The organism is Pantoea ananatis PA13, from assembly GCF_000233595.1.
In the GTDB taxonomy this organism is placed as follows: domain Bacteria; phylum Pseudomonadota; class Gammaproteobacteria; order Enterobacterales; family Enterobacteriaceae; genus Pantoea; species Pantoea ananatis.
In genome coordinates this window covers 2,083,720-2,104,925 of sequence record NC_017554.1, presented here as the reverse complement: position 1 = coordinate 2,104,925, position 21,206 = coordinate 2,083,720, and the positions used below count along the sequence as shown (strand labels likewise).

18 protein-coding genes are annotated in these 21,206 nt (G+C 54.9%); 11 read left to right on the top strand and 7 right to left on the bottom strand.

Annotated elements, in window-relative coordinates:
* Positions 1 to 159: 159 nt before the first annotated feature.
* The 3 genes from yebS to rsmF all read left to right on the top strand — a co-directional run bounded on the left by yebS (position 160) and on the right by rsmF (position 5,517).
* Complete coding sequence (yebS, locus tag PAGR_RS09925; RefSeq protein ID WP_014605695.1) at positions 160 to 1,404, top strand: membrane integrity lipid transport subunit YebS; 1,245 nt, start codon at positions 160 to 162, stop codon at positions 1,402 to 1,404.
* Entirely contained in the window at positions 1,373 to 4,012 is a 2,640-nt protein-coding gene (locus PAGR_RS09920; RefSeq protein ID WP_015700191.1) for a PqiB family protein, read from the top strand. The genes yebS and PAGR_RS09920 overlap by 32 nt, the downstream gene beginning before the upstream one ends.
* A gap of 77 nt (positions 4,013 to 4,089) precedes the next feature.
* Entirely contained in the window at positions 4,090 to 5,517 is a 1,428-nt protein-coding gene (rsmF, locus tag PAGR_RS09915) for a 16S rRNA (cytosine(1407)-C(5))-methyltransferase RsmF (protein ID WP_014605693.1), read from the top strand.
* Positions 5,518 to 5,664: 147 nt separating this feature from the next.
* On the opposite strand, the gene PAGR_RS09910 is transcribed toward rsmF, so the two are convergent.
* The 3 genes from PAGR_RS09910 to PAGR_RS09900 all read right to left on the bottom strand — a co-directional run bounded on the left by PAGR_RS09910 (position 5,665) and on the right by PAGR_RS09900 (position 9,509).
* On the bottom strand, positions 5,665 to 5,883 hold the full coding sequence (locus PAGR_RS09910) for a DUF1272 domain-containing protein (protein ID WP_013026040.1): 219 nt from the start codon (positions 5,881 to 5,883) through the stop codon (positions 5,665 to 5,667).
* Between the two features lie 96 nt (positions 5,884 to 5,979).
* Entirely contained in the window at positions 5,980 to 7,347 is a 1,368-nt protein-coding gene (locus PAGR_RS09905) for an MFS transporter (protein WP_013026041.1), read from the bottom strand.
* Between the two features lie 131 nt (positions 7,348 to 7,478).
* Positions 7,479 to 9,509 (bottom strand): choline transporter, encoded by a 2,031-nt coding sequence (locus PAGR_RS09900; RefSeq protein ID WP_014593861.1) that lies wholly within the window; start codon positions 9,507 to 9,509, stop codon positions 7,479 to 7,481.
* Positions 9,510 to 9,765: 256 nt separating this feature from the next.
* On the opposite strand from PAGR_RS09900, the gene betI reads away from it, so the two are divergent.
* The 5 genes from betI (at position 9,766) to mdtI (ending at position 14,620) form a co-directional block, all read left to right on the top strand.
* Complete coding sequence (gene betI, locus PAGR_RS09895) at positions 9,766 to 10,359, top strand: transcriptional regulator BetI (protein WP_014593862.1); 594 nt, start codon at positions 9,766 to 9,768, stop codon at positions 10,357 to 10,359.
* A 17-nt stretch (positions 10,360 to 10,376) separates the two neighbouring features.
* Complete coding sequence (gene betB, locus PAGR_RS09890) at positions 10,377 to 11,849, top strand: betaine-aldehyde dehydrogenase (protein ID WP_013026044.1); 1,473 nt, start codon at positions 10,377 to 10,379, stop codon at positions 11,847 to 11,849.
* A gap of 23 nt (positions 11,850 to 11,872) precedes the next feature.
* Positions 11,873 to 13,555, top strand: a complete 1,683-nt coding sequence (gene betA / locus PAGR_RS09885; protein WP_014605692.1) for a choline dehydrogenase — start codon at positions 11,873 to 11,875, stop codon at positions 13,553 to 13,555.
* 398 nt (positions 13,556 to 13,953) lie between these two features.
* Positions 13,954 to 14,304, top strand: a complete 351-nt coding sequence (gene mdtJ / locus PAGR_RS09880) for a multidrug/spermidine efflux SMR transporter subunit MdtJ (protein ID WP_014593863.1) — start codon at positions 13,954 to 13,956, stop codon at positions 14,302 to 14,304.
* Complete coding sequence (mdtI, locus tag PAGR_RS09875) at positions 14,291 to 14,620, top strand: multidrug/spermidine efflux SMR transporter subunit MdtI (protein WP_014605691.1); 330 nt, start codon at positions 14,291 to 14,293, stop codon at positions 14,618 to 14,620. The genes mdtJ and mdtI overlap by 14 nt, the downstream gene beginning before the upstream one ends.
* Positions 14,621 to 14,654: 34 nt before the next feature.
* On the opposite strand, the gene PAGR_RS09870 is transcribed toward mdtI, so the two are convergent.
* Positions 14,655 to 15,068, bottom strand: coding sequence for a GNAT family N-acetyltransferase (locus tag PAGR_RS09870; RefSeq protein ID WP_013026048.1), 414 nt, complete (start codon positions 15,066 to 15,068; stop codon positions 14,655 to 14,657).
* 82 nt (positions 15,069 to 15,150) lie between these two features.
* On the opposite strand from PAGR_RS09870, the gene PAGR_RS09865 reads away from it, so the two are divergent.
* On the top strand, positions 15,151 to 16,068 hold the full coding sequence (locus tag PAGR_RS09865) for a LysR family transcriptional regulator (RefSeq protein WP_014605690.1): 918 nt from the start codon (positions 15,151 to 15,153) through the stop codon (positions 16,066 to 16,068).
* Between the two features lie 37 nt (positions 16,069 to 16,105).
* Here the strand turns inward: PAGR_RS09865 and PAGR_RS09860 are convergent, their stop codons facing one another.
* Positions 16,106 to 16,852 carry an SDR family oxidoreductase gene (locus tag PAGR_RS09860; RefSeq protein ID WP_014605689.1) on the bottom strand — a complete coding sequence of 249 codons (747 nt, stop codon included), beginning with the start codon at positions 16,850 to 16,852 and terminating at the stop codon, positions 16,106 to 16,108.
* Positions 16,853 to 17,033: 181 nt separating this feature from the next.
* Between PAGR_RS09860 and PAGR_RS09855 the strand changes: the two genes are divergently transcribed.
* Entirely contained in the window at positions 17,034 to 18,167 is a 1,134-nt protein-coding gene (locus tag PAGR_RS09855; protein WP_014605688.1) for an acyltransferase family protein, read from the top strand.
* Positions 18,168 to 18,205: 38 nt separating this feature from the next.
* Here PAGR_RS09855 and PAGR_RS09850 read toward each other — a convergent pair whose 3' ends face one another.
* The gene (locus PAGR_RS09850; RefSeq protein ID WP_014605687.1) at positions 18,206 to 18,400 is read right to left on the bottom strand and encodes a hypothetical protein; all 195 of its coding nucleotides are present in this window, start codon (positions 18,398 to 18,400) and stop codon (positions 18,206 to 18,208) included.
* A 550-nt stretch (positions 18,401 to 18,950) separates the two neighbouring features.
* Here PAGR_RS09850 and PAGR_RS09845 point away from each other — a divergent pair.
* Positions 18,951 to 20,495, top strand: a complete 1,545-nt coding sequence (locus PAGR_RS09845) for a methyl-accepting chemotaxis protein (protein WP_014605686.1) — start codon at positions 18,951 to 18,953, stop codon at positions 20,493 to 20,495.
* Positions 20,496 to 20,533: 38 nt separating this feature from the next.
* Here the strand turns inward: PAGR_RS09845 and PAGR_RS09840 are convergent, their stop codons facing one another.
* Positions 20,534 to 21,007 carry an MEKHLA domain-containing protein gene (locus tag PAGR_RS09840; protein ID WP_029568844.1) on the bottom strand — a complete coding sequence of 158 codons (474 nt, stop codon included), beginning with the start codon at positions 21,005 to 21,007 and terminating at the stop codon, positions 20,534 to 20,536.
* Positions 21,008 to 21,206 lie beyond the last annotated feature (199 nt).

The window sequence follows — 21,206 nt, the reverse complement described above, 5'->3', positions numbered from 1 at the left end:
AATAAGCACTAAAAATCCATAGCCATAAGGTGAATCATAGCGTTAGTTACTATAACCTTAACATTCTGTGGATCGAAGCGTGATACCCGAGACAGGTACCCAGGCGATGTCTTACTGACCCTTTGCGTTAATCACAATAAGCGAAACATGCACTAATTTATGAAAATTCACGCTATCAGCCAGACATTGCCTCAGGCACGTTATCAGCGTTGTCCGCAATGCGATACCCTTTTTTCCTTACCAGATGTGAAATCGTATCAGTCAGCCCACTGTCCCCGCTGCAACGCGCAAATTGTGAGCGGCCGCGACTGGTCAATGACACGTCTGCTGGCGATGGCGGCCACGATGCTGGTGCTGATGCCTTTTGCTTTTAGCATGCCGCTTATCGACATTCGCCTGCTGGGCATGCGCATTGACGCCAGCGTACTGGAAGGTATCGTTCAGATGACGCTACAGGGCAATGTCCTGACCGCCTCGATGGTGGCGTTCTGTACTATCGGCGCGCCGGTGACGCTGGTGGCAGGCATTGGCTATCTGGCCCTGGGTGAGCGTTTAGGGATGAATCTGCGCCCGGTGCTGCTGATGCTCGATAAGCTCAAAGAGTGGGTGATGCTGGATATTTTTTTGATTGGCATCGCCGTCGCCTCCATAAAAGTCCAGGATTACGCCGACCTCGAATTAGGCTATGGGCTGGTCGCCTATGTGGCGCTAACCGTGCTGAGCGTCATTACGTTGATTCATCTGAACATGGAGCAGCTTTGGGAGCACTTTTATCCCCAGTCGCACCATGTGACGCGGCGTGACGATCTTCAGGTCTGCCTTAACTGCCACTACACCGATATTCCTGACGCCCGCGGCCGCTGCGCGCGCTGTCATACGCCGCTTGATTTTCGACGCCGCCACAGCTTACAAAAGTCCTGGGCCGCCCTTATCGCGTCAATTGTGCTGCTGATTCCCGCCAATCTGTTGCCGATTTCGGTGGTGTACCTGAACGGATCGCGCCGTGAAGACACGATCTTCTCCGGCATCCTGTCTCTGGCATCCGGTAACGTGCCCGTCGCAGCCGTGGTGTTTATCGCCAGTATTCTGGTTCCCTTCACCAAAGTGCTGGTGATGCTGGCGCTCCTGCTCAGTATCCATTTCCGCTGCGAACAAGGCCTGAAAACCCGCATTCGTCTGCTACGTTTTGTGACCTGGGTTGGACGCTGGTCTATGCTGGATCTGTTTGTCATTTCACTAACCATGTCGTTGGTCAATCGCGATCAACTACTGGCTTTTACCATGGGACCCGCTGCGTTTTATTTTGGCGCGGCAGTGATCCTGACCATTATGGCCGTTGAGTGGCTGGATAGCCGCCTGCTCTGGGATGCACATGCAACAGGAAACGCCGACTACACCGACTAATGCTACGCTGCGCAACAAGCGTAAAATTTCACCTTTTTGGCTTCTGCCCATTATCGCAATGCTGATTGCGGGCTGGCTGCTTTGGACCAATTTTCAAGAGCGCGGCACGACCATCACCATCAATTTCCAGACGGCCGATGGCATCGTGCCCGGCCGCACGCCTATCCGCTATCAGGGCGTGGAAGTCGGTACTGTGCAGGGCATCAATCTTAGCGACGACTACAAAAAGATTCAGATCAAGGCCAGCATTAAGAGCGACATGCGCGATGCGCTGCGTGAAAATACGCAGTTCTGGCTGGTCACGCCAAAAGCCTCACTGGCGGGGGTTTCCGGTCTGGATGCGCTGGTGGGGGGGAACTACATCGGCATGATGCCAGGCGATGGTAAAGAAAGTGACACCTTTACCGCGCTGGATACCCAACCGAAATACCGCGTGAATACCGGTGAGCTCATGATTCACCTGCATTCATCCGACCTCGGCTCGCTGAACACTGGCTCGTTAGTGTATTACCGCAAAATCCCGGTGGGCCGTGTCTACGATTACAGCATTAACAATCAGAACAACGGCGTGTCGATTGACGTCCTGATTGAGCGGCGCTTCGTGAACCTGGTGAAAACCAGCAGCCGCTTCTGGAATGTGTCAGGAATGAATGCAGACGTCAGCCTGAGCGGGGCCAGAGTACAGCTAGAAAGCCTGTCAGCCTTAGTCAACGGCGCTATCGCCTTTGACTCGCCTGAGGGCGCGGAAGCCGCCAAAACCGATCAGAACTATCAGCTCTATCCCGACCTGGCTCACAGCCAGCGTGGCGTGCTGATATCGCTGGATCTGCCCAGCGGGGATAATCTCTCAGCCAACCGTACGCCGCTGATGTATCAGGGCTTAGAAGTCGGCACCCTGACCAAACTGAATCTGCAGGATGGCGGTAAAGTGACCGGTGAGATGACGATCGATCCCTCTGTCGTGGGACTGATGCGTGAAGGCACGCGTATTGAGATGCGCAGCCCCAAACTCAGCCTCACGGATACCAGCCTGAGCAGCCTGCTGACCGGTAACACCTTTGAGCTGGTGCCTGGCGATGGTGCACCGCAGCAGCATTTTACGGTGGTCGCACCCAATAAAACGCTGCTGCAGCAACCCAATGTTCTCACCGTGAAACTGAGCGCCCCCGAAAGCTACGGCATCGATGCCGGCCAACCCCTGATGTTGCACGGACTAAAAATTGGTCAGGTAATTTCCCGGGATCTGGATGCAAACGGCGTTAATTTTGTTGTCGCGGTCAATCCTGACCAGCGCCAACTGGTCCACGGCGACAGTAAATTCATTGTGAACAGTCGCCTTGACGTGAAATTCGGCCTGGATGGCATGCAGGTGCTGGGCGCCAGCGCCCGCGAGTGGGTCGATGGCGGTATTCGTCTGGAGCCGGGTAAACAAGGCGCACCTAAGACGGCCTATCCCCTCTTTGCCGATGCTGAACGCGCGGAAGAAGGCATTACCGGCGATGGCCCATCCACCACGCTGATGCTGACGGCGAAAAGCCTGCCAGACGTTCAGGCCGGCTCAATTGTGCTCTATCGTAAATTCCAGGTCGGTGAAATTACGCAAGTCACCCCGCGCGCTGATGCGTTTGATATCGCGGTCCACATCAAACCGGAATACCGCAAACTGCTCTCTGCTGAAAGTGTGTTCTGGGCAGAAGGCGGCGCACGCGTTCAGCTTAACGGCAGTGGGTTAACCGTGCAGGCCTCGCCGCTAAACCGGGCGTTGAAAGGCGCCATTAGCTTCGACAACCTGACGGGCGCGAAAATTGATAAAGGCGCGAAGCGCGTGCTTTATCCGTCTGAAACGGCTGCACGGGCCGTGGGCAGCCAGATTACGTTACATACCTATGACGCCAGCAAGCTGTCCGCCGGCATGCCAATTCGTTACCTCGGTATCAATGTGGGACAAATCGAGTCGCTGTCGCTGAGCGATGACAACAATCAGGTGGTGGCGAAGGCCGTACTTTACCCTGAATATGTGCAGAGTTTTGCCCGCGTCGACAGCCGTTTCTCGGTGGTATCGCCAGAAATTTCTGCCGCAGGTGTAAATCATCTGGAAACGATCCTCCAGCCTTATGTCAACGTCGATCCGGGTAAAGGCCGTGGCGCGCGCACCTTTGAGCTGCAGGAAAGCACCATCACGGATTCACGTTACCTTAACGGCCTGAACATCTATGTGGATGCGACCGAAGCGGGTTCCCTGTCGCTGGGTACGCCGGTGCTGTTCCGCGGGGTAGAAGTAGGCACGGTGACCGGTACATCGCTGGGGAATATGGCAGACCGCGTACAAATCGCGCTGCGTATCAGTAAGAAATACCAGCACCTGGTCCGCAACAATTCGGTGTTCTGGCTGGCCTCGGGCTATAACCTGGACTTTGGCCTGATTGGCGGCGTGGTGAAAACCGGCACCTTCCAGCAGTTTATCCGTGGCGGTATTCAGTTTGCTACGCCGCCGACCGTGCCGCTGGCACCGCAGGCAACGTCAAACAAACACTTCCTGCTGCAGGATGAACCGCCTAAAGACTGGCGTAACTGGGGAACGGCGATCCCCGACCCGAATCAACCTTAAGCCATACGGGCAGCCCAGGCTGCCCGTTTTCTTTTGGCGTGCTACACTGCCGCCTTTGCCTCAAAGAGAACTTATCCGTGTCCGACTCCGCCTCACGCTTCCCTGCCGAATTCCTCGATCTGATACGCCAGAGCTTGCCCGATGATACTGACCTGCAGCAGTTTATTGACATCAGCCTGCAGCCATTACGTCGCAGCCTGCGCGTTAACACCTTAAAGATCGGCGTTAGTGACTTTCTGACACAAACCGCGCATTACGGCTGGCAGTTGACGCCGGTTCCCTGGTGTGCGGAAGGATTCTGGATAAATCGCGAGGACGAAAGCCTGCCGCTGGGCAGCGTTGCGGAGCATCTGAGCGGCCTGTTTTATATCCAGGAAGCCAGCTCAATGCTGCCGGTGACAGCACTGTTTGCGGCCCAGCCCGATGCCATGAGCGTCATGGATATGGCTGCTGCCCCCGGTTCCAAGACCACCCAGATTGCCGCCTGCATGCACAACCGGGGCGTTATTCTGGCCAACGAGTTTTCCGCCAGCCGGGTCAAAGTGCTTCATGCCAACATAACCCGTTGCGGCGTAACCAACAGCGCCCTGACCCACTTTGATGCCCGCGTCTTTGGGCCTGCGCTGCCGGAACAGTTTGATGCCATTTTGCTGGACGCGCCCTGCTCGGGTGAAGGCGTCATGCGTAAAGATGCTGATGCCCTGAAAAACTGGTCGCTGACCAGCACGCAGACTATCGCGCAGACTCAGCGCGACCTTATCGAAAGCGCGTTCCACGCACTCAAGCCCGGCGGTACGCTGGTTTACTCTACCTGTACGCTTAATCAGATTGAGAACCAACAGGTTGTCGCCTGGCTGCTGGCGCGCTATCCGGACGCCGTTGAAATCGCCCCGTTGAATGGGTTGTTTGCCGGGGCGGAGCGGGCCGCGACGCCTGAAGGTTATCTTCACGTTTTCCCGCACCTGTTCGACAGCGAAGGGTTCTTTGTCGCCTGCTTGCGTAAAACGGCCTCTGTCACACGGCTACCTGAACCGACCTATAAAGTCGGTAAGCTGCCGTTCAGCCACGTCAGTCGCAAACTGGAAAGCGAGATTGTACAGTCGGCGGCGCAGGTGGCGATTCAGTGGGATGACAACCTTCAGCTCTGGCAGCGCGATAAGGAGATCTGGCTGTTCCCGGACGGTGTGACACCGCTGTTAGGTAAGGTCCGTTTCTCGCGGATTGGCCTGAAGCTGGCCGAAACCTTTGCAAAAGGCTATCGCTGGCAACACGAGGCCGTCATTGCCCTTGCCTCCCCGCGCCCCGATCAGACGTTTGCGCTAAACGAAGCTGAAGCTGAAGAGTGGTATCGCGGTCGCGATATTTATCCTGAAAGCGTCCCCACGCGGGATGAAATGATAGTGACCTATCAGGATCAGCCGCTCGGGCTGGCTAAACGTGTTGGCAGCCGTATTAAAAACAGCTATCCCCGCGAGCTGGTACGCGACGGCAGGCTGTTCCGGTAATCGCCCCACTCGCCTTTTGTGACACTGTCACCAAATGATCCCATTTTCACCCTGCAAAAGGGGTGATTCGTGGTGGTTAGCGGGCAAGACAGGCGGTAATGAGAACGGAAGAACGCCGGCAGAAGCCGGCGTTGTGATGTCACGACCTCAGGCGGGACGCGTTTTGGCCGGGTGCGTCAGCAGCTTAGCGGCAGGCCGGACAGGACGCCGGACCAGTTCACCGCCACAGTTCGGACACCGCCCTTTAAGGTGCTGCTCAGCGCAGGCGGCGCAAAACGTGCACTCGAACGAACAGATGCGCGCATCGTGGGATGCCGCAGGCAAATCAATATCACAGCGTTCACAGTTAGGGCGCAGTTCCAGCATGGCATCTTCCTCGGCGATTTCGGCTTTCAGCGTGACAAAACCCGCGCACCTTGTCGAGGATTTTCATCGTGCCAGCGGCACGTTCAGGGCCGTTGTTCATCGGGGCGGAGATGACTGAGTCAGCGTCTTATTCGTGGCAGGGTCGTCATCATTCTCGTCCCCGCCATCATCTTCGCCGCCTTCCTCGTCCTCGTTTATCTCATCACTGTTGACCATCGCCGCCTGAATCGCCTCGTCTTCCAGCACCGGATTAAGCGCCGCGCCTAAGGGCGATGTCGCCAGGCTGTCTGGCAACACCACGTGCGGCAGGGGTACTTCGGTGGTGGGTAACGGCTGCGGCGTTTTCATGAAGCTCAGTGCGGCAATCAGCAGCGTACACAGGGTGAAGAACAGATAGAGCAGGTTGCTGCCGAAGGGCTGCATCAATGTACCCACCAGTAAGGGACCGATGCTGGCCCCGATGCCAAATGCCATCAGCAGACAGGCCGTCAGGGAAACGCGCTGCTCGGCAGCCACCTGATCGTTAGCCAGGGCAACCTGTAAAGGATAAAGCGCAAACTGCACCATGCTGGCGACAAACGCGATACCCAGTACCCAGTTAAAGGGAAGATTTGGCAGCAAGACCAGCGGCAAACAGGCCAGCATCAAAACCAGTGAGATATAAAACAGCAGTCGCTGGCGGTCATAGCGATCGGACAGCCAGCTGAGCGGAAACTGCGAGACGAGTCCGGCGAAGATGGTCAGGCTCATAAAGATACCGGTCTGCGCGTCGCTGAACCCTTTGCTGCTGGCATAGACCGGCGCCAGACCATAGAACGCGCCGACAACCATGCCGGTTAACAGGGTGGTACTGAGCAACTTAGGAATGGTGCGAATAAAATAGCCCAGCTCCATCGGTGCAGGCGACATGGGCCGGACGTGCGTGCGCGTCGTCAGCGCAATGGGCACCAGACAAAGCGCAAAGCAGAGCGCCACGATCAGGAGCGTGTTAATACCAAACCCGCTTTGCAGCGTCAGGACCACCTGACCGCTGCTTAAGCCAAGGTAGGTCGCCACCATATAGAAGCCAAAAATCAGGCCGCGCTGGGAAGATTCCGCCTGGTCATTGAGCCAGCTCTCCAGCACCATGTACTGACACATCATGCACAGGCCGATAATCAAACGCAGGAAAACCCACAGCGGTATAAAGTCCGTCAGCCCGTGCCCTATTACCGAGGCGGTGATAATCCCGGCGCAGGCGACGTAAGCGCGAATATGGCCGACGCGGGCAATCAGGTTGTGTCCCACTTTTCCACCAATCACCAGGCCAATGTAATAGGCGGCAATAATCGCGCCGATTAAGGCACCGTTTACCGCTTCATGCGCCAGGCGAAGTGACACATAGGTGGTCAGCAAGCCCGAACCCAGCAGCATTAACAGCGTCGTGGTATAAAGCGGCAGAAATGTTCTGAGTATTTTTCGCATACGACTCCCTGTCTACCCCGTTGGTCGGTGTCCTGTCAGAGTTAACCATAGTTGATTTTGTCACGGTTTAGGTCGGGACAATTCCGACTATAAAAAAAGCCCGTAAACCACCTGGCTTACGGGCTGCTGACTCAGGCGTTGGGGAAGGTAATACTGTTTCCCGGTGCCTCACGATGAAGATGGATAAAGTTAAGATGGCGTTCGTATTGATCGAGGATATCAATAATCACCTGTTCTTTGCTGTAGTCCATCAGGTCATTGCCCTGACTGCCTTCCAGCAGGAAGGTTTCCAGCCGGTAATAGGTCGATTTTCCGCTACGCGCGCGGTAGGTAAAGCCCGGTATAGAGTACTGCTGAGGCCAGACCTGATAGAGGAAATCCTGCTCCTCGCCCAGTTGCACCCGCAGGTCCAGATAACCCAGGGGATGTTCGTCATTGGCCGCAACCCTGTCCAGCGTAACCTTAGCCCCCCGCAGCTCTAGCTCTTTCGCCACTTCCTGCATGGCAGGGAAGAGAGTTTCTTCCATCATCTTCAGCGTGTAACGCGAGCCAGGATAGTTCATCAGGCGCGACAGGCGTTTTTTCCAGGTCAGACGATCGGTCGCATGGGCCAGATAGGGTGCAGTTTCCCGTGAAGCACTGGCGCGGCGGTAATCTTCAACCTTAAGTGATTTATACAACCCCGCCATCACAAAGAAGATCACGAAGCTAAATGGCAGCCCCATGATAACCGTCGTGTTTTGCAGCGCGGTAATGCCGTTGGTCATCAGCATACTTAACGTCAGGACGCCGATGGCTACCGACCAGAAAATACGCAGCCAGTTGGGGGCATCACTGTTAATGTCTTTCAACTTTGAGGTGAAGTTACCTAACACCAGCGATCCGGAATCCGCTGAGGTGACGTAGAACAACATGCCGGTAATGGTGGCGACCGATGCGCTCAGCTTAAACGCCGGATACTGCGCCAGCAGGCTGTAGAAGCCACGTTCGGCGTGCGTCATGACTTCCTGTGCAAAACCGGCGTCGCCGTGAATAATTTCATACAGGGCCGCGTTGCCGAATACGGACAGCCACAGCAGCGTAAAGGTAAAAGGAATCACCAGCGTACCCAGAACGAATTCACGGATGGTACGGCCGCGAGAGATACGCGCCAGGAACAGGCCGACGAACGGCGACCAGGCAACCCACCAGGCCCAGAAAAACAGCGTCCAGCTGTTCATCCACTGCGTTGGCCGGTCAAAGGCAAAGGTGTTCAGCGTCATGCCCATAAAGCGGTTGATGTAGTCTCCCACATTAAGCACCAGCGCATTCAGCAGGAAACTGGTGTTGCCTGCAAACAGAACAAACAGAATCAGGCAGAGCGCCAGGGCGACATTCAGTTCCGACAGAATACGGATACCTTTGTCCACACCGGAGGTCACAGAAATGGTGGCGATAACCACTGATAAAACGATCAGCGCGGTCTGGGCAGTTAACCCTTCCGGAATATCAAACAACACTTTCAGCCCGTAATTGAGCTGCACTACACCGATGCCAAGCGTAGTGGCGATACCGAAAATCGTGCCGATAACGGCGGCGATATCAACCGTGTGCCCAATCGGCCCGTTGATGCGCTTGCCAAAAATGGGATACAGCGCCGAACGAATGGTGAGCGGCAGATTATACCGGTAGCTAAAGTAGCCGAGCGCAATCCCCATCAGGGCATACATTGACCACCCGGTTAAGCCGTAATGGAACAGCGTCCAGACCATCGCCTGGCGGGCCGCCTCCATGGTCTGCCCTGCACCTTCCGGCGGCTGCATATATTGCGAAACAGGTTCGGCTACCGAGAAAAACATCAGGTCGATACCGATACCGGCAGCAAACAGCATCGCCGACCAGCTCAGTACACTAAACTCTGGCTTTGACTGCTCCGGCCCCAGCTTGATTGAGCCGAAACGGGAACAGGCCATGTAAATCACAAACACAATGTAGAGCGTGGCCGCCAGCATGTAATACCAGCCGAACGCGGAAGATACCCAGTTGACTGCCTTGAGGATCCAGCCTGCGGCTTCGTTACTGAACAAAATGGTGATGAGTGAAAAGGTCAGAATCAATCCCGCCGATGTATAAAACACTACAGGATTGATTCTGTCTTTTTCACTACTAGGTGGACTCGTCATCGTTTACCTCTGGTTGTTGGCGTGTAAATTTTGCAAGGGATCATCCTGTTTGGATAATCCGGCGTCCCGGCGTCGTGTGTTTTTACGCTTCGTTTCCTGCTGTTACATTCTGGTCAAAACTAGCAAATCTGCCACACTTACCGCTTCACTTACTCAACTTTTAGGACACATCATCCTAACAAGGATTCTATTTATATTGAACATCCAATCAAAAAAAGTTTAAATAGGGGTTCGGTTTCAGGCTGGAGTGAGAGTCATGCCAAAGGTAGGGATGCAGCCAATACGACGTCGGCAGCTGATCGATGCAACGCTGGGAACAATTAATGAGGTGGGTATTAATGATGCCACCATTGCCCAGATTGCACGGCGCGCAGGGGTTTCAACGGGCATCATCAGTCATTACTTCAAGGATAAGAACGGCCTGCTGGAAGCCACCATGCGCGATGTGACGCGTCAGCTACGTGAGGCGGTCGCGAGTCGACTGGCGTCCCTGACAGAGGCCTCCGCAGAGGTCCGGCTACGCGCTATCGTTGACGGCAACTTCGACGAAAGTCAGATCGAACGTGCGGTAATGAAAGCCTGGCTTGATTTCTGGTCGAGCAGCATGCATCAGCCGCAGCTCAAACGTCTGGAACGGGTCAGCCACCGGCGGTTGTTTTCCTCTTTAGCGGTTGAATTTCGCCGCCAGTTACCAAAGGAAAAGGCCCGTCTTGCCGCGTACGGGCTGGCGGCCATGATCGACGGTCTGTGGTTACGCGCCGCGTTGAGTGGCAAGCCGTTTGACGCCGCCACCGCCCGAACACTGACCACCCAATTCATTCGTCAGCAGTTAGCTGGCGAACACGAGTAACGGAACCAGGAGAAATTATGTCCCGATTCAACGAGCAACAACTCTACATCAATGGTACCTACGTTGCCGCCACCTCTGGAGAAACCTTCCAGAGCATCAATCCGGTCAACGGTGAGGTTCTGGCTGATGTTCAGATCGCCGGACGCGAGGATGTCGATCGTGCCGTCGCCGCTGCCAGAAAAGGACAAAAGATCTGGGCAGCGATGACCGCAATGGAACGTTCACGCATTCTGCGTCGTGCGGTTGATATCCTGCGCGAGCGCAATGATGAGCTGGCTGAGCTGGAAATGCTTGATACCGGTAAGCCGTTCAGTGAAACCTCCAGCGTGGACATCGTGACCGGTGCCGACGTACTGGAATATTACGCTGGGCTGATCCCTGCGCTGGAAGGCCAGCAAATTCCGCTGCGTGATACCTCGTTTGTTTATACCCGCCGCGAACCGCTGGGCGTTGTTGCGGGCATCGGTGCCTGGAACTATCCGATCCAGATCGCGCTGTGGAAGTCAGCGCCTGCTCTGGCCGCCGGCAACGCCATGATCTTCAAGCCCAGTGAAGTCACGCCACTGACGGCCCTGAAACTGGCTGAAATCTACACGGAAGCGGGCGTGCCGGATGGCGTGTTCAACGTGCTGCCGGGAACCGGTGCGGTGACCGGCCAGCTGCTGACCGAACATCCTGGCATTGATAAAGTCTCGTTCACCGGCGGCGTCGTCAGTGGTAAGAAGGTAATGGCGAACGCGGCCGGTTCTACGCTGAAAGACGTTACGATGGAGCTGGGCGGTAAGTCACCGCTGATCATCTTTGATGATGCCGATCTCGATCTCGCCGCGGATATCGCCATGATGGCTAACTTTTACAGTTCAGGCCAGGTGTGTACTAACGGCACGCGCGTGTTTATTCCCGCCGGGCTGCAGTCGGCGTTTGAAGCCAAAATTCTTGAGCGCGTTGCGCGCATCAAAGCGGGCGACCTGCGCGATCCTGAGACTAACTTTGGCCCGTTGGTCAGCTTTAGCCACCGCGACAACGTCATGCGCTTTATCGCCTCTGGCGTTGAAGAAGGCGCACGTCTGCTGTGTGGCGGAAAACGCTTAACGGGCGAAGGCTTTGATCAGGGCGCCTGGGTTGAACCCACCGTATTCAGCGACTGCCGTGACGAGATGAAGATTGTCCGTGAGGAAATCTTTGGTCCTGTGATGTCAATTCTGAGCTACACCTCTGAAGACGAAGTGATACGTCGGGCCAATGACACCGAATTCGGTCTGGCTGCCGGCCTGGTCACGCAAGACCTTAACCGCGCGCACCGCGTGATCCATCAGATTGAAGCCGGTATTTGCTGGATTAACACCTGGGGTGAATCTGCCGCCGAAATGCCGGTTGGTGGCTATAAGCACTCTGGCGTGGGACGTGAAAACGGCCTGATGACGCTGCAAAATTACACCCAGGTGAAGTCGGTTCAGGTAGAACTGACGCGTTTTCAGTCTGTATTTTAATCCCCCTACCTGAGGAGCGACGAATGGAATTTGATTACATTATCATTGGAGCCGGATCCGCAGGGAATGTCCTGGCTACCCGACTGACCGAAGACAGCAATGTGAATGTCTTACTGCTGGAAGCGGGCGGCCCCGACTATCGTTTTGATTTCCGAACCCAGATGCCTGCGGCACTGGCTTACCCTTTACAGGGAAAACGTTATAACTGGGCCTACGAAACGGAACCTGAGCCTTACATGAACAACCGCCGGATGGAGTGTGGCCGAGGCAAAGGCCTGGGCGGTTCATCACTGATCAACGGCATGTGTTACATCCGCGGTAACGCCATGGATCTGGACAACTGGGCGACCATGCTCGGTCTGGAAAACTGGAGCTACCTGGACTGTCTGCCCTACTACCGTAAATCAGAAACCCGTGATACGGGCGCCAACGATTACCACGGCGGAGAGGGTCCGGTCAGCGTGACCACGCCGAAGAAAGGCAATAACGTTCTGTTTGAGGCGATGATTCAGGCAGGCGTTCAGGCCGGCTATCCGCGTACCGATGACCTTAACGGCTATCAGCAGGAAGGCTTTGGTCCAATGGACCGCTTTGTCACGCCTGAAGGTCGTCGTTCAAGCACCGCGCGCGGCTATCTGGACAGGGCGAAAAATCGTGCCAACCTGAAAATCGTTACGCATGCCACGACCGATCGCATTTTGTTTGAAGGCAAGCGTGCAATAGGTGTCGAGTACCTGATCGGCGACAGCAATACGCTGCATACGGTTCACGCCCGCCGTGAAGTCTTGCTGTGTGCAGGGGCCATTGCCTCCCCTCAGATCCTGCAGCGTTCCGGCGTGGGTTCAGCCGAGTTGCTGAACCAGTTCGATATTCCGGTGGTACATGACCTGCCAGGCGTGGGTGAAAATCTGCAGGATCACCTGGAAATGTACCTGCAGTACGAGTGCAAAGAGCCGGTCTCGCTCTATCCGGCGTTGAAATGGTGGAACCAGCCTAAGATTGGCGCGGAATGGCTGTTTAACGGCACCGGCGTCGGGGCAAGCAACCAGTTTGAGGCAGGTGGATTTATTCGCAGCCGCGAAGAGTTTAGCTGGCCGAATATTCAGTACCATTTTCTGCCGGTCGCGATTAACTATAACGGGTCAAATGCGGTAGATGCGCACGGTTTCCAGTGTCACGTTGGCTCTATGCGGTCGCCGAGCCGGGGTCATGTGCGCTTGAAATCGCGCGATCCACGTCGCCATCCTGCGATCCTGTTCAACTATATGTCTCATGAGCAGGACTGGCACGAATTCCGCGATGCCATCCGCATTACGCGTGAGATCATTAATCAGCCGGCCCTGGATAAATACCGCGGACGTGAAATCAGTCCGGGCATTGAATGCCAGACCGATGAAGAACTGGATGAGTTTGTCCGTAATCACGGCGAAACGGCCTATCATCCCTGCGGCACCTGTAAAATGGGCAATGACGAGATGTCGGTCGTTGACGGTGAAGGCCGCGTTCACGGACTCCAGGGATTACGCGTTGTCGATGCCTCAATTATGCCGCTGATCATCACCGGTAACCTGAATGCGACCACCATTATGATCGGTGAAAAAATTGCCGACTGCATTCGTGGACTTGATGCTCTGCCACGCAGCACGGCTGACTACTATGTGGCGGGCGAAGCGCCCGTTCGTACGGAACCCGCGCGCCCAGCGTAAGGTTTTCTACGACATCAAAGCCGGACTGCTGTCCGGCTTTTTTTTTGCCGAAACGCAACCGTGCCTAAACCCCAGCAATATTGACCTGATATTTGTCAAAAACCCGAACAAACAGGCTGTGCCTGGGGCGGTTTTAATGATATAACGCTACTGTGTTCATTACCGGAGGCTTTCCCCGTCCACTGAAGAGAAGCAACAACGTGGATGCATTGTTTAATTATGAGCAGGATGTTCATTACTCTTTTTACCCCCCTTTTTACCCTCGCACCTGTCAGCGTTAACGCCGTCGATCAGCACTGGCGCAGCGCCCTTTAGTCCCCTTTCTGCCAGCCAACTTCTTTTCTGCCGTTGCGTTACGCATCACGGTAAACCATGACGTCGATTGATGGAGAAAACCCATGCGCGCCTGGGGATTATTAGTACTCGCTATTGTTACGGAAATTATAGGTACCCTGACTATGAAATGGTCCAGCCTGAATCAGAGTCAGCTGGGTTATGTGGTCATGCTGGGGATGATTGCCTGTTCTTATTTTTTTTTGAGTTTCGCCATCAAGCGCATTGCGCTGGGTGTGGCTTACGCGCTCTGGGAGGGCATTGGCATTCTGCTGATCACCTTATTTAGCGTGCAGCTTTTTGATGAAACCCTGTCGTTAATGAAAATCTGCGGTTTGATCACGCTGATGACGGGCATTCTGCTCATTAAAGTCGGCAGCGGTGAGGTGAAGGAGGCAGAACATGATCCTGCCTGATGTGATCCATTTTGCCTGGCTGGCACTGGCGGTCCTGCTGGAGATAGCCGCAAATATTTTGCTTAAGTACAGCAACGGCTTTAAAAAAATCCTCCCGGGAATGCTGTCTCTGGCCTGCGTGCTGCTGGCGTTTAGCGCGCTGTCTCAGGCGGTTAAAGGCATCGATCTGTCGGTTGCTTACGCCCTGTGGGGCGGCTTTGGTATCGTCGCGACCGTGGCAGCAGGATGGATACTGTTTGGTCAGCGGCTCAACCTCAAGGGCTGGGCGGGGCTTGTGCTGTTATTGCTGGGCATGATCATTCTGAAACTGGCCTGATAACAGGGGGACGCTGACGTCCCCTTTTTCATCTTTATCCCTGGATTCGCAAAAACATGCCCGCACGTTCTGGCAGCAATGCCGGTTCGAAACCATAACGGGCATAAAAACCCGGCGAGCCATGACTGGCAATCAAACTGATGTAGGCGGAGGGCGGCGCATGGCGCGCTATCCAGGCCATCAACGCCGTCATAATACGATCGCCCACCCCCTTTTTATGATGTTGTGGCAGCACAGCAATATCGGTAATGACAAAAAAGCAGCCTCCGTCGCCAATCACTCTTCCCATGCCAACCGGCGCGTCCTGATGGCAAACCACCACGCTGTACAAACCGTTTCTTAACCCCGTCTTTGCGGCCTGTTCCGTTTTGTCACTTAATCCTGCGCTCACTCTGATGTGGCGATAGGTTTCTACAGACGGTATTTCTTCCCGAATGATATAGTCCACGTTACTGACCCCCTGGTAATATAAATATCCAACCCTTCTCGGTTTGATTGATATTAATGGTGAAAAAACGCGAGATATAACGATGATTTCTGCGCCAAACGGTGAGTTAAACTCACCTGTAGCAGGCAACCGCCTGCCCTCGTTAATGGCGCTGCGCTGTTTTGAAGCGGCGGCGCGTTTCGAAAGTTTTGCCCGTGCAGCAGACGAACTGCATCTTACGCCCGGTGCTGTCAGCCGGGCGGTGCGCGTACTTGAAGAGGATTTAGGTGTTGCGCTGTTTGCGCGTCGTAACCGGAAAGTCTGTCTGACAGAAGCAGGCGAACAGCTGGCTGACGCGGTCAGTCACGGCTTCGCCATGATCTCCCGCAGCGTAAACCGCTTACGCGCGGGAACGCGCCAGCGCGTGCTGTCATGTGAGCCCACGTTATTAATGCGCTGGCTGATTCCACGCTGGGGCGATTTTGAGGCGCGCTTCGGTAAAAATGAAATCCATCTGGTCGCGGCCAGTGGCGCATTCTCGTTTGATCAGGGGATTGATTTTGCGCTGCGCCGCAATGATTTTACTCACGTATCGCCCTGCCATATCGAACACTTGTTCAGGGAAAAGGTGGGACCGGTCTGCCGCCCCGATCGCGTCACGGTCTGGTTCGACAGCGAGCGTCCGGGTTTGAATCCGGACGCGCCTTTACTGCTCTCCAGAAGCCGCCCGGAGGCGTGGCTGGTCTGGGCGACGGCGATGCAGATACCGGCTCCCGTTAACGTGCAGCAGTGTTTCGAACATTTTTATTTTAGCCTGCAGGCGGCGGTAGCCGGGATCGGCGTAGCCATTGGACCCTGGCCGCTCGTTAAAGATGATATTCAAAGCGGCATACTGGCCGCACCAATGGGGTTTGTGGAAGATGGCTCAGAGTATTGCCTGTTCTCGCCTGAGGTCGCAAAGGCAGGAACGCTTGAGCGCGACCTCACAGACTGGCTGCACGAAATCAGTGGAACAGCGTAATCGTCGCTCGCGTTGTCGCCTCGCGCCTGGCCGGGGCTTAGCTGTATTGCACCAGCATCTGCAATGCCTCATCAAACTGCCCTTTCGCTTCGGCCTCGCGAAAGTAGCGCACGCGTTCCACACAGACTTCGGTAGGCGTTGTGCCGCTATGCAATAAGGTCATAACCTCATCGGCGAAGGCATCAAGCGGCATGCTGTCAGGATCCTGAGACTGCCCGGGCGCTAACTCGGTTTGCACCTGTGGCGGGATAATCTCAATCACCTCAACCTTCCCTTTTAACAGCGGCCGAAGGGCTGCGGTATAGGAGTGAAGTGCCGCTTTAGTGGCGCTGTAGGTCGGCGACGCAGGGAAAGGGACAAATGCCAGCCCGGACGACACGTTAATAATAGCCGCAGCGGGCTGAGCACTCAGGTGATCGATTAGCGCATCAGTGAGCCTGACGGGCGCAATAAAATTGGTTTCGGTCATTCTCACAACATCGCTCAGGTCGCGGCGTGAAGTGATGTCCTCAGGGCTAAAGACGCCAGCATTGTTGACTAAAACATTCAGGTGCGGATACGTCTGGAGCAGCAGAGGAATGGCGTGACTGACGTCATCCGCATCGGTGACATCTAAAACCCAGGTCGCTATGCCTTCTCGTCCGGCCGCCGCTTCGTCCAGCGCGTCCTGACGACGCCCGGTAATAATCACCTTGTTCCCGGCGTCATGCCAGCGATGCGCCAGTGCGCGCCCAATGCCCGTTCCCCCACCGGTGATCAACAATGTATTGCCGTGCTTATTCATCTTGCGTGCTCCCGTTTGAACCGCCATAAATAATCAGCGAGCGCATTATCTCGCCGATTAATTATTAACCACAGCGTCAGAATCCTCTCACTTTTTTCTCAACGGGTGGACTTAACCACCACGTTAGGGCTTAGTTACCGCCTTAGTGCAAGTATAACTAACTGATTAACGGGGTTTTACCATGTCTGCGACACGAGGTTGGTCCACGGAACTGGAGGGGTTACGCGGCATCGCTTCTCTTTGGGTACTGCTGGGCCACATAAGTCTGCTTATCCATTGCCATATTACCTTGATCTCCTCACCCGGCATTGGCGTGGATCTCTTTATCCTGCTTTCGGGCTATCTGATGGCAAAAAACTATGTGGAACGCCAGCACAAGGAGCCCTGGCAACGCGCGGAAACCATTAAAAAATTCTGGTTACGCCGTTTTTTCCGCATTGCCCCGCTTTATTATCTGCTGCTGGCGGTTGCCCTGATCTATGGCCCCTGGTTTGGTGAGATGCGCGATACCATTGCCCAGTTTTATTCCGGGACCGCAACAGAATCCTCACGCTATGCGGATCAGTCGTTCATGAACGTGCTGACGCATCTGTCATTCCTGTTTGGCGTGCTGCCCGCCTATGGATTCAATACCACGCTGCCCGACTGGAGCATTGGGCTGGAAATGCAGTTCTATCTGCTGTTTCCGTTTATGATGCTGGCGGTGATGCGCTTCGGTTACGCGACCGCCCTGCTAAGCATGATGGCGCTGAGTTGCGCAGGCCGTTACCTGCTGCCCGACTACTATGAAGCCTTTGAAATGCCGTCAATGATTCTGATTAAACTGAATATGTTTATTTCAGGCATGCTGCTGGCTGAAGCGGTACGCCGTAAATCCCTGCTGTACGTGCTGTTTGCCCTTGCCGGACCGGCCGTAAGCGTGCTGATTGGGCTGGGTGCCATTAAGCTGCAGGTGATGCTGGAAGCCTTTATGATTATCGGTATGGCGGCCGTGCTCTGGCAGTATCAGGAAAGCAGCCTGATGGCAAAACTGATCCGCATTCCGCGTAAGGTGTTAAACAACCGTCTGAGTACATGGCTGGGCGATGTGTCGTTTTCGGTTTACTTGCTGCATCTGCTGATCGTGATCCCGGCCATTGCGCTGTTGCTCAATCAAACGGACATTGAGTATCAAAATGATCTGACGCGTTTTTTGATTGTTTGTGCCGTATCGATTCCGGTGACCTACGCGCTGGCATCATTACTGTTTAACTGTGTGGAAAAACCGGGAATAAAACTGGGCAAGAAGTTTCTGGCGCCCAGGCCTGCACGCTGATGAAAAGATGGCTCGCACTGGCGAGCCATTTTTTTACTTCACAATGCTTTACCCACGTCGTGCTGCCTCTCCCTTACATGCTCATCAGGTGATTCCGGCGTATCTGCGATGCTGCTGTGCGTCTTTAATCCCGCATAATGGGCGGGATCGGCCCTGCTGTGCGTCAGACTTTGCGCCGTTGCGCCGAATGAAATGATCAAAAACAACCAGGCCACTGCTAACGGTTTCCTCATTGTGCTTTCCCATGCTGTGAATGGAGTCGCTATAGTGAAGAAACTGGCGTAATGAACTGTCTGATAAACTTAAAATTCATGTCAAGATTGTTACCCCGATCACATATTTATCGGACGTATACGCGCTGTGTTCGTCGCACAGGCACACCTTACCCAACGCCGTCACTTCAGGGTTTGATCTGTTGGGTAGCGTGACGGGATCACTGATGAGCAACAGAGTGGCGAGCGCAGATCCAGGCCCGCTACGAGGTCATGTCTGCCCTTCGCTGCCCGTCGATCCGGGTTAGTGGCAACCACCATTTAAATTTATGATTTAATAAAAAACGCCTCCTCAATCTGACTCAATACATCAACCCATTGCATATTTTTCGGCCATTACCTTACGACATTCAAGACATAACAAAAATATCGTCATTTATTGATTAAGATCATTTTTTAAATTCAAAATAATAATATTAACAATACTTATGTAAATTTTGGCCTTTTTGTTAATCATTTTCCTGACGCGTGCCGATAGAGAACAAAACAGCAATCCATCGGGAACATATCCATGAAAATCTCCACTCGTCTTGCAACCGGTTTCGGTTTGTTAATTTTGCTTTCCATTATCTGCACCTCTGTCTCACTTAACTCGCTGCATAACGCTAAAACCGGAATGGATGAGGTCGTGAATGTCAAAATGCGGAAGTACCAGTTGATTCTTGATATGCGCGGCGAACTCAGGGATTTGGCGATAGCCGTGCGAAATCTGGCCTTGTTGAGCGACGTTAAGGAAATGCAGCCTGAATGGGAGCGTCTTGAAGCGCAAAAAAAACTGTTCGCGGAAAACCGTGAAACGCTTGAGGTGATCATGCAAAGCCAGTCCACGGCTGAAGAACAGGCTGCCTTAAACCACATTAAAGAACTGGAAGGCACGGTGATGAGCGCTTTCGAAGCTGCCGGGCAACTGGGGCTGAAGAATGAGCGAGATGAAGCGACGCGTTATCTCATGGAGACCTTGCGCCCCTTGCAACGCAATATGCTGGATGCGCTAAACAAAACCACAGACATTCTCATGCATAACAGCCGCAACGCGGTGGAAGTTAACAGCGTGGCAACCAGCCGGGCGTCCTTGACGCTGGTGTTTTTATCCGTGCTTTCCGTGCTGTTCTCCCTCGCCACCGGCTATGTCATCACCCGGGTGTTAATGCGCCAGTTGGGCGGTGAGCCTGCCCAGGCCCAGGAACTGGCGGCCGCGATTGCCTCGGGCGATTTGACCGCCAGCGTCACGCTCCGCCGTAATGATTCCACCAGCCTGCTGGCTTCACTGGATGGTATGCAGGCTAAACTGCGTGCTCTGGTGTCAGAGATCAAACAGACCTCGGGTAACGTTGCGCTGGCAGCGGAAGAGATCGCCCAGGGGAACACGGAGCTGTCCTCACGGACCGAACAGCAGGCCGCCGCCTTGCAGGAAACCGCAGCCAGCATGGAACAGCTCACCGCCACGGTGAAAAGTAACGCCGCCGGTGCGCAAAGCACTGCGTCAACTGCCCGTGAGACCGCCGTGCTCGCGCGCAGTGGCGAAAGCGACGTACACCGGATGTCGGAAACCATGAACGACATTTCGCTGAGCGCGTCTAAAATTCGCGATATCACCGGCGTTATTGAGGGCATCGCCTTCCAGACCAATATCCTGGCCCTCAATGCCGCGGTAGAGGCCGCGCGTGCTGGCGAACAGGGCCGGGGTTTTGCCGTTGTCGCAGGTGAAGTCCGCACCCTGGCCCAGCGCAGCGCGACCGCAGCAAAAGAGATTAAGTCGCTGATTGAGCAAGCGGTTGAACAGGTTGGCAGCGGCGTCAAAGTCGCCAACGGTACAGGTGAAAGCATCCTCAAAATCGTCAGCATGGTCGGCGACCTGGCCAGCGCGATGGATGAGATCTCACTGGCCTCCTCCGAACAAATGCAGGGCATTTCTCAGGTGAGCGTCGCCGTCAGCCAGATGGACAGCGTCACCCAGAACAACGCGGCGCTGGTTGAAGAGTCATCCTCTGCTTCTCAGTCTCTTTCTGAACAGGCGCACGCATTACGCGGCATGGTAGAAGCGTTCCGGGTATAAGCCTGTCAGCACACGGCAGAAAGGCGTCGTCGCGCCGATCAGAACGCTGCCAACGCGTGACGGGGGCTGGGCCAGAACAGTGCGGCCTGGCCCCATCCCGCCTCATCGCGTCCGTCTGACTGCCAGACTTCGCCATCGTAGATAATGAAGCTTTTGCCCTGCTTATCGACACGCGGTCCGCTGTAGCCGGTGGCAATGCCATCGCGTCTGACAATATCCAGCAGGCGCTGTCGTGCTTCCCTGTCGAAAGGCCCGGCACTGAGTCGTGACGGCAGTTGCCGTATCTCTTCCGCACTGTATTTGAAGCAGTTCAGAGCACAACGATTGGCATAGACAAACACGGGATCGGCTGCGGTACTGTGGGCAAGAATGCTGTACGGCGCCTGTTCATGCAGCCACTGATAACGGTCATCGATATCATGAGGACAGTAAAGCCCATGTCCGGTGAGCGATCGGTAGCGTTCATCAATACGCTTCAGTAAGGTCAGTGGGGGTACAGTCGACACGATCATCTCCTTTGCAAGCGGCAGGATACGAGGAGCTAATGTGGCGGGATGCGCGCTGAAAATCAAGCACGCGCAACGGTGGAGAGGCATGACGCGGCAGTGCAGTCCCGGCACGCCGAGCTCAGGACTGCACTGCCGCGCAATGCACACTAGAATATTGACGACTCTCGCGCGCGATCCACAGGGTTATCCCTCACGGCATTTG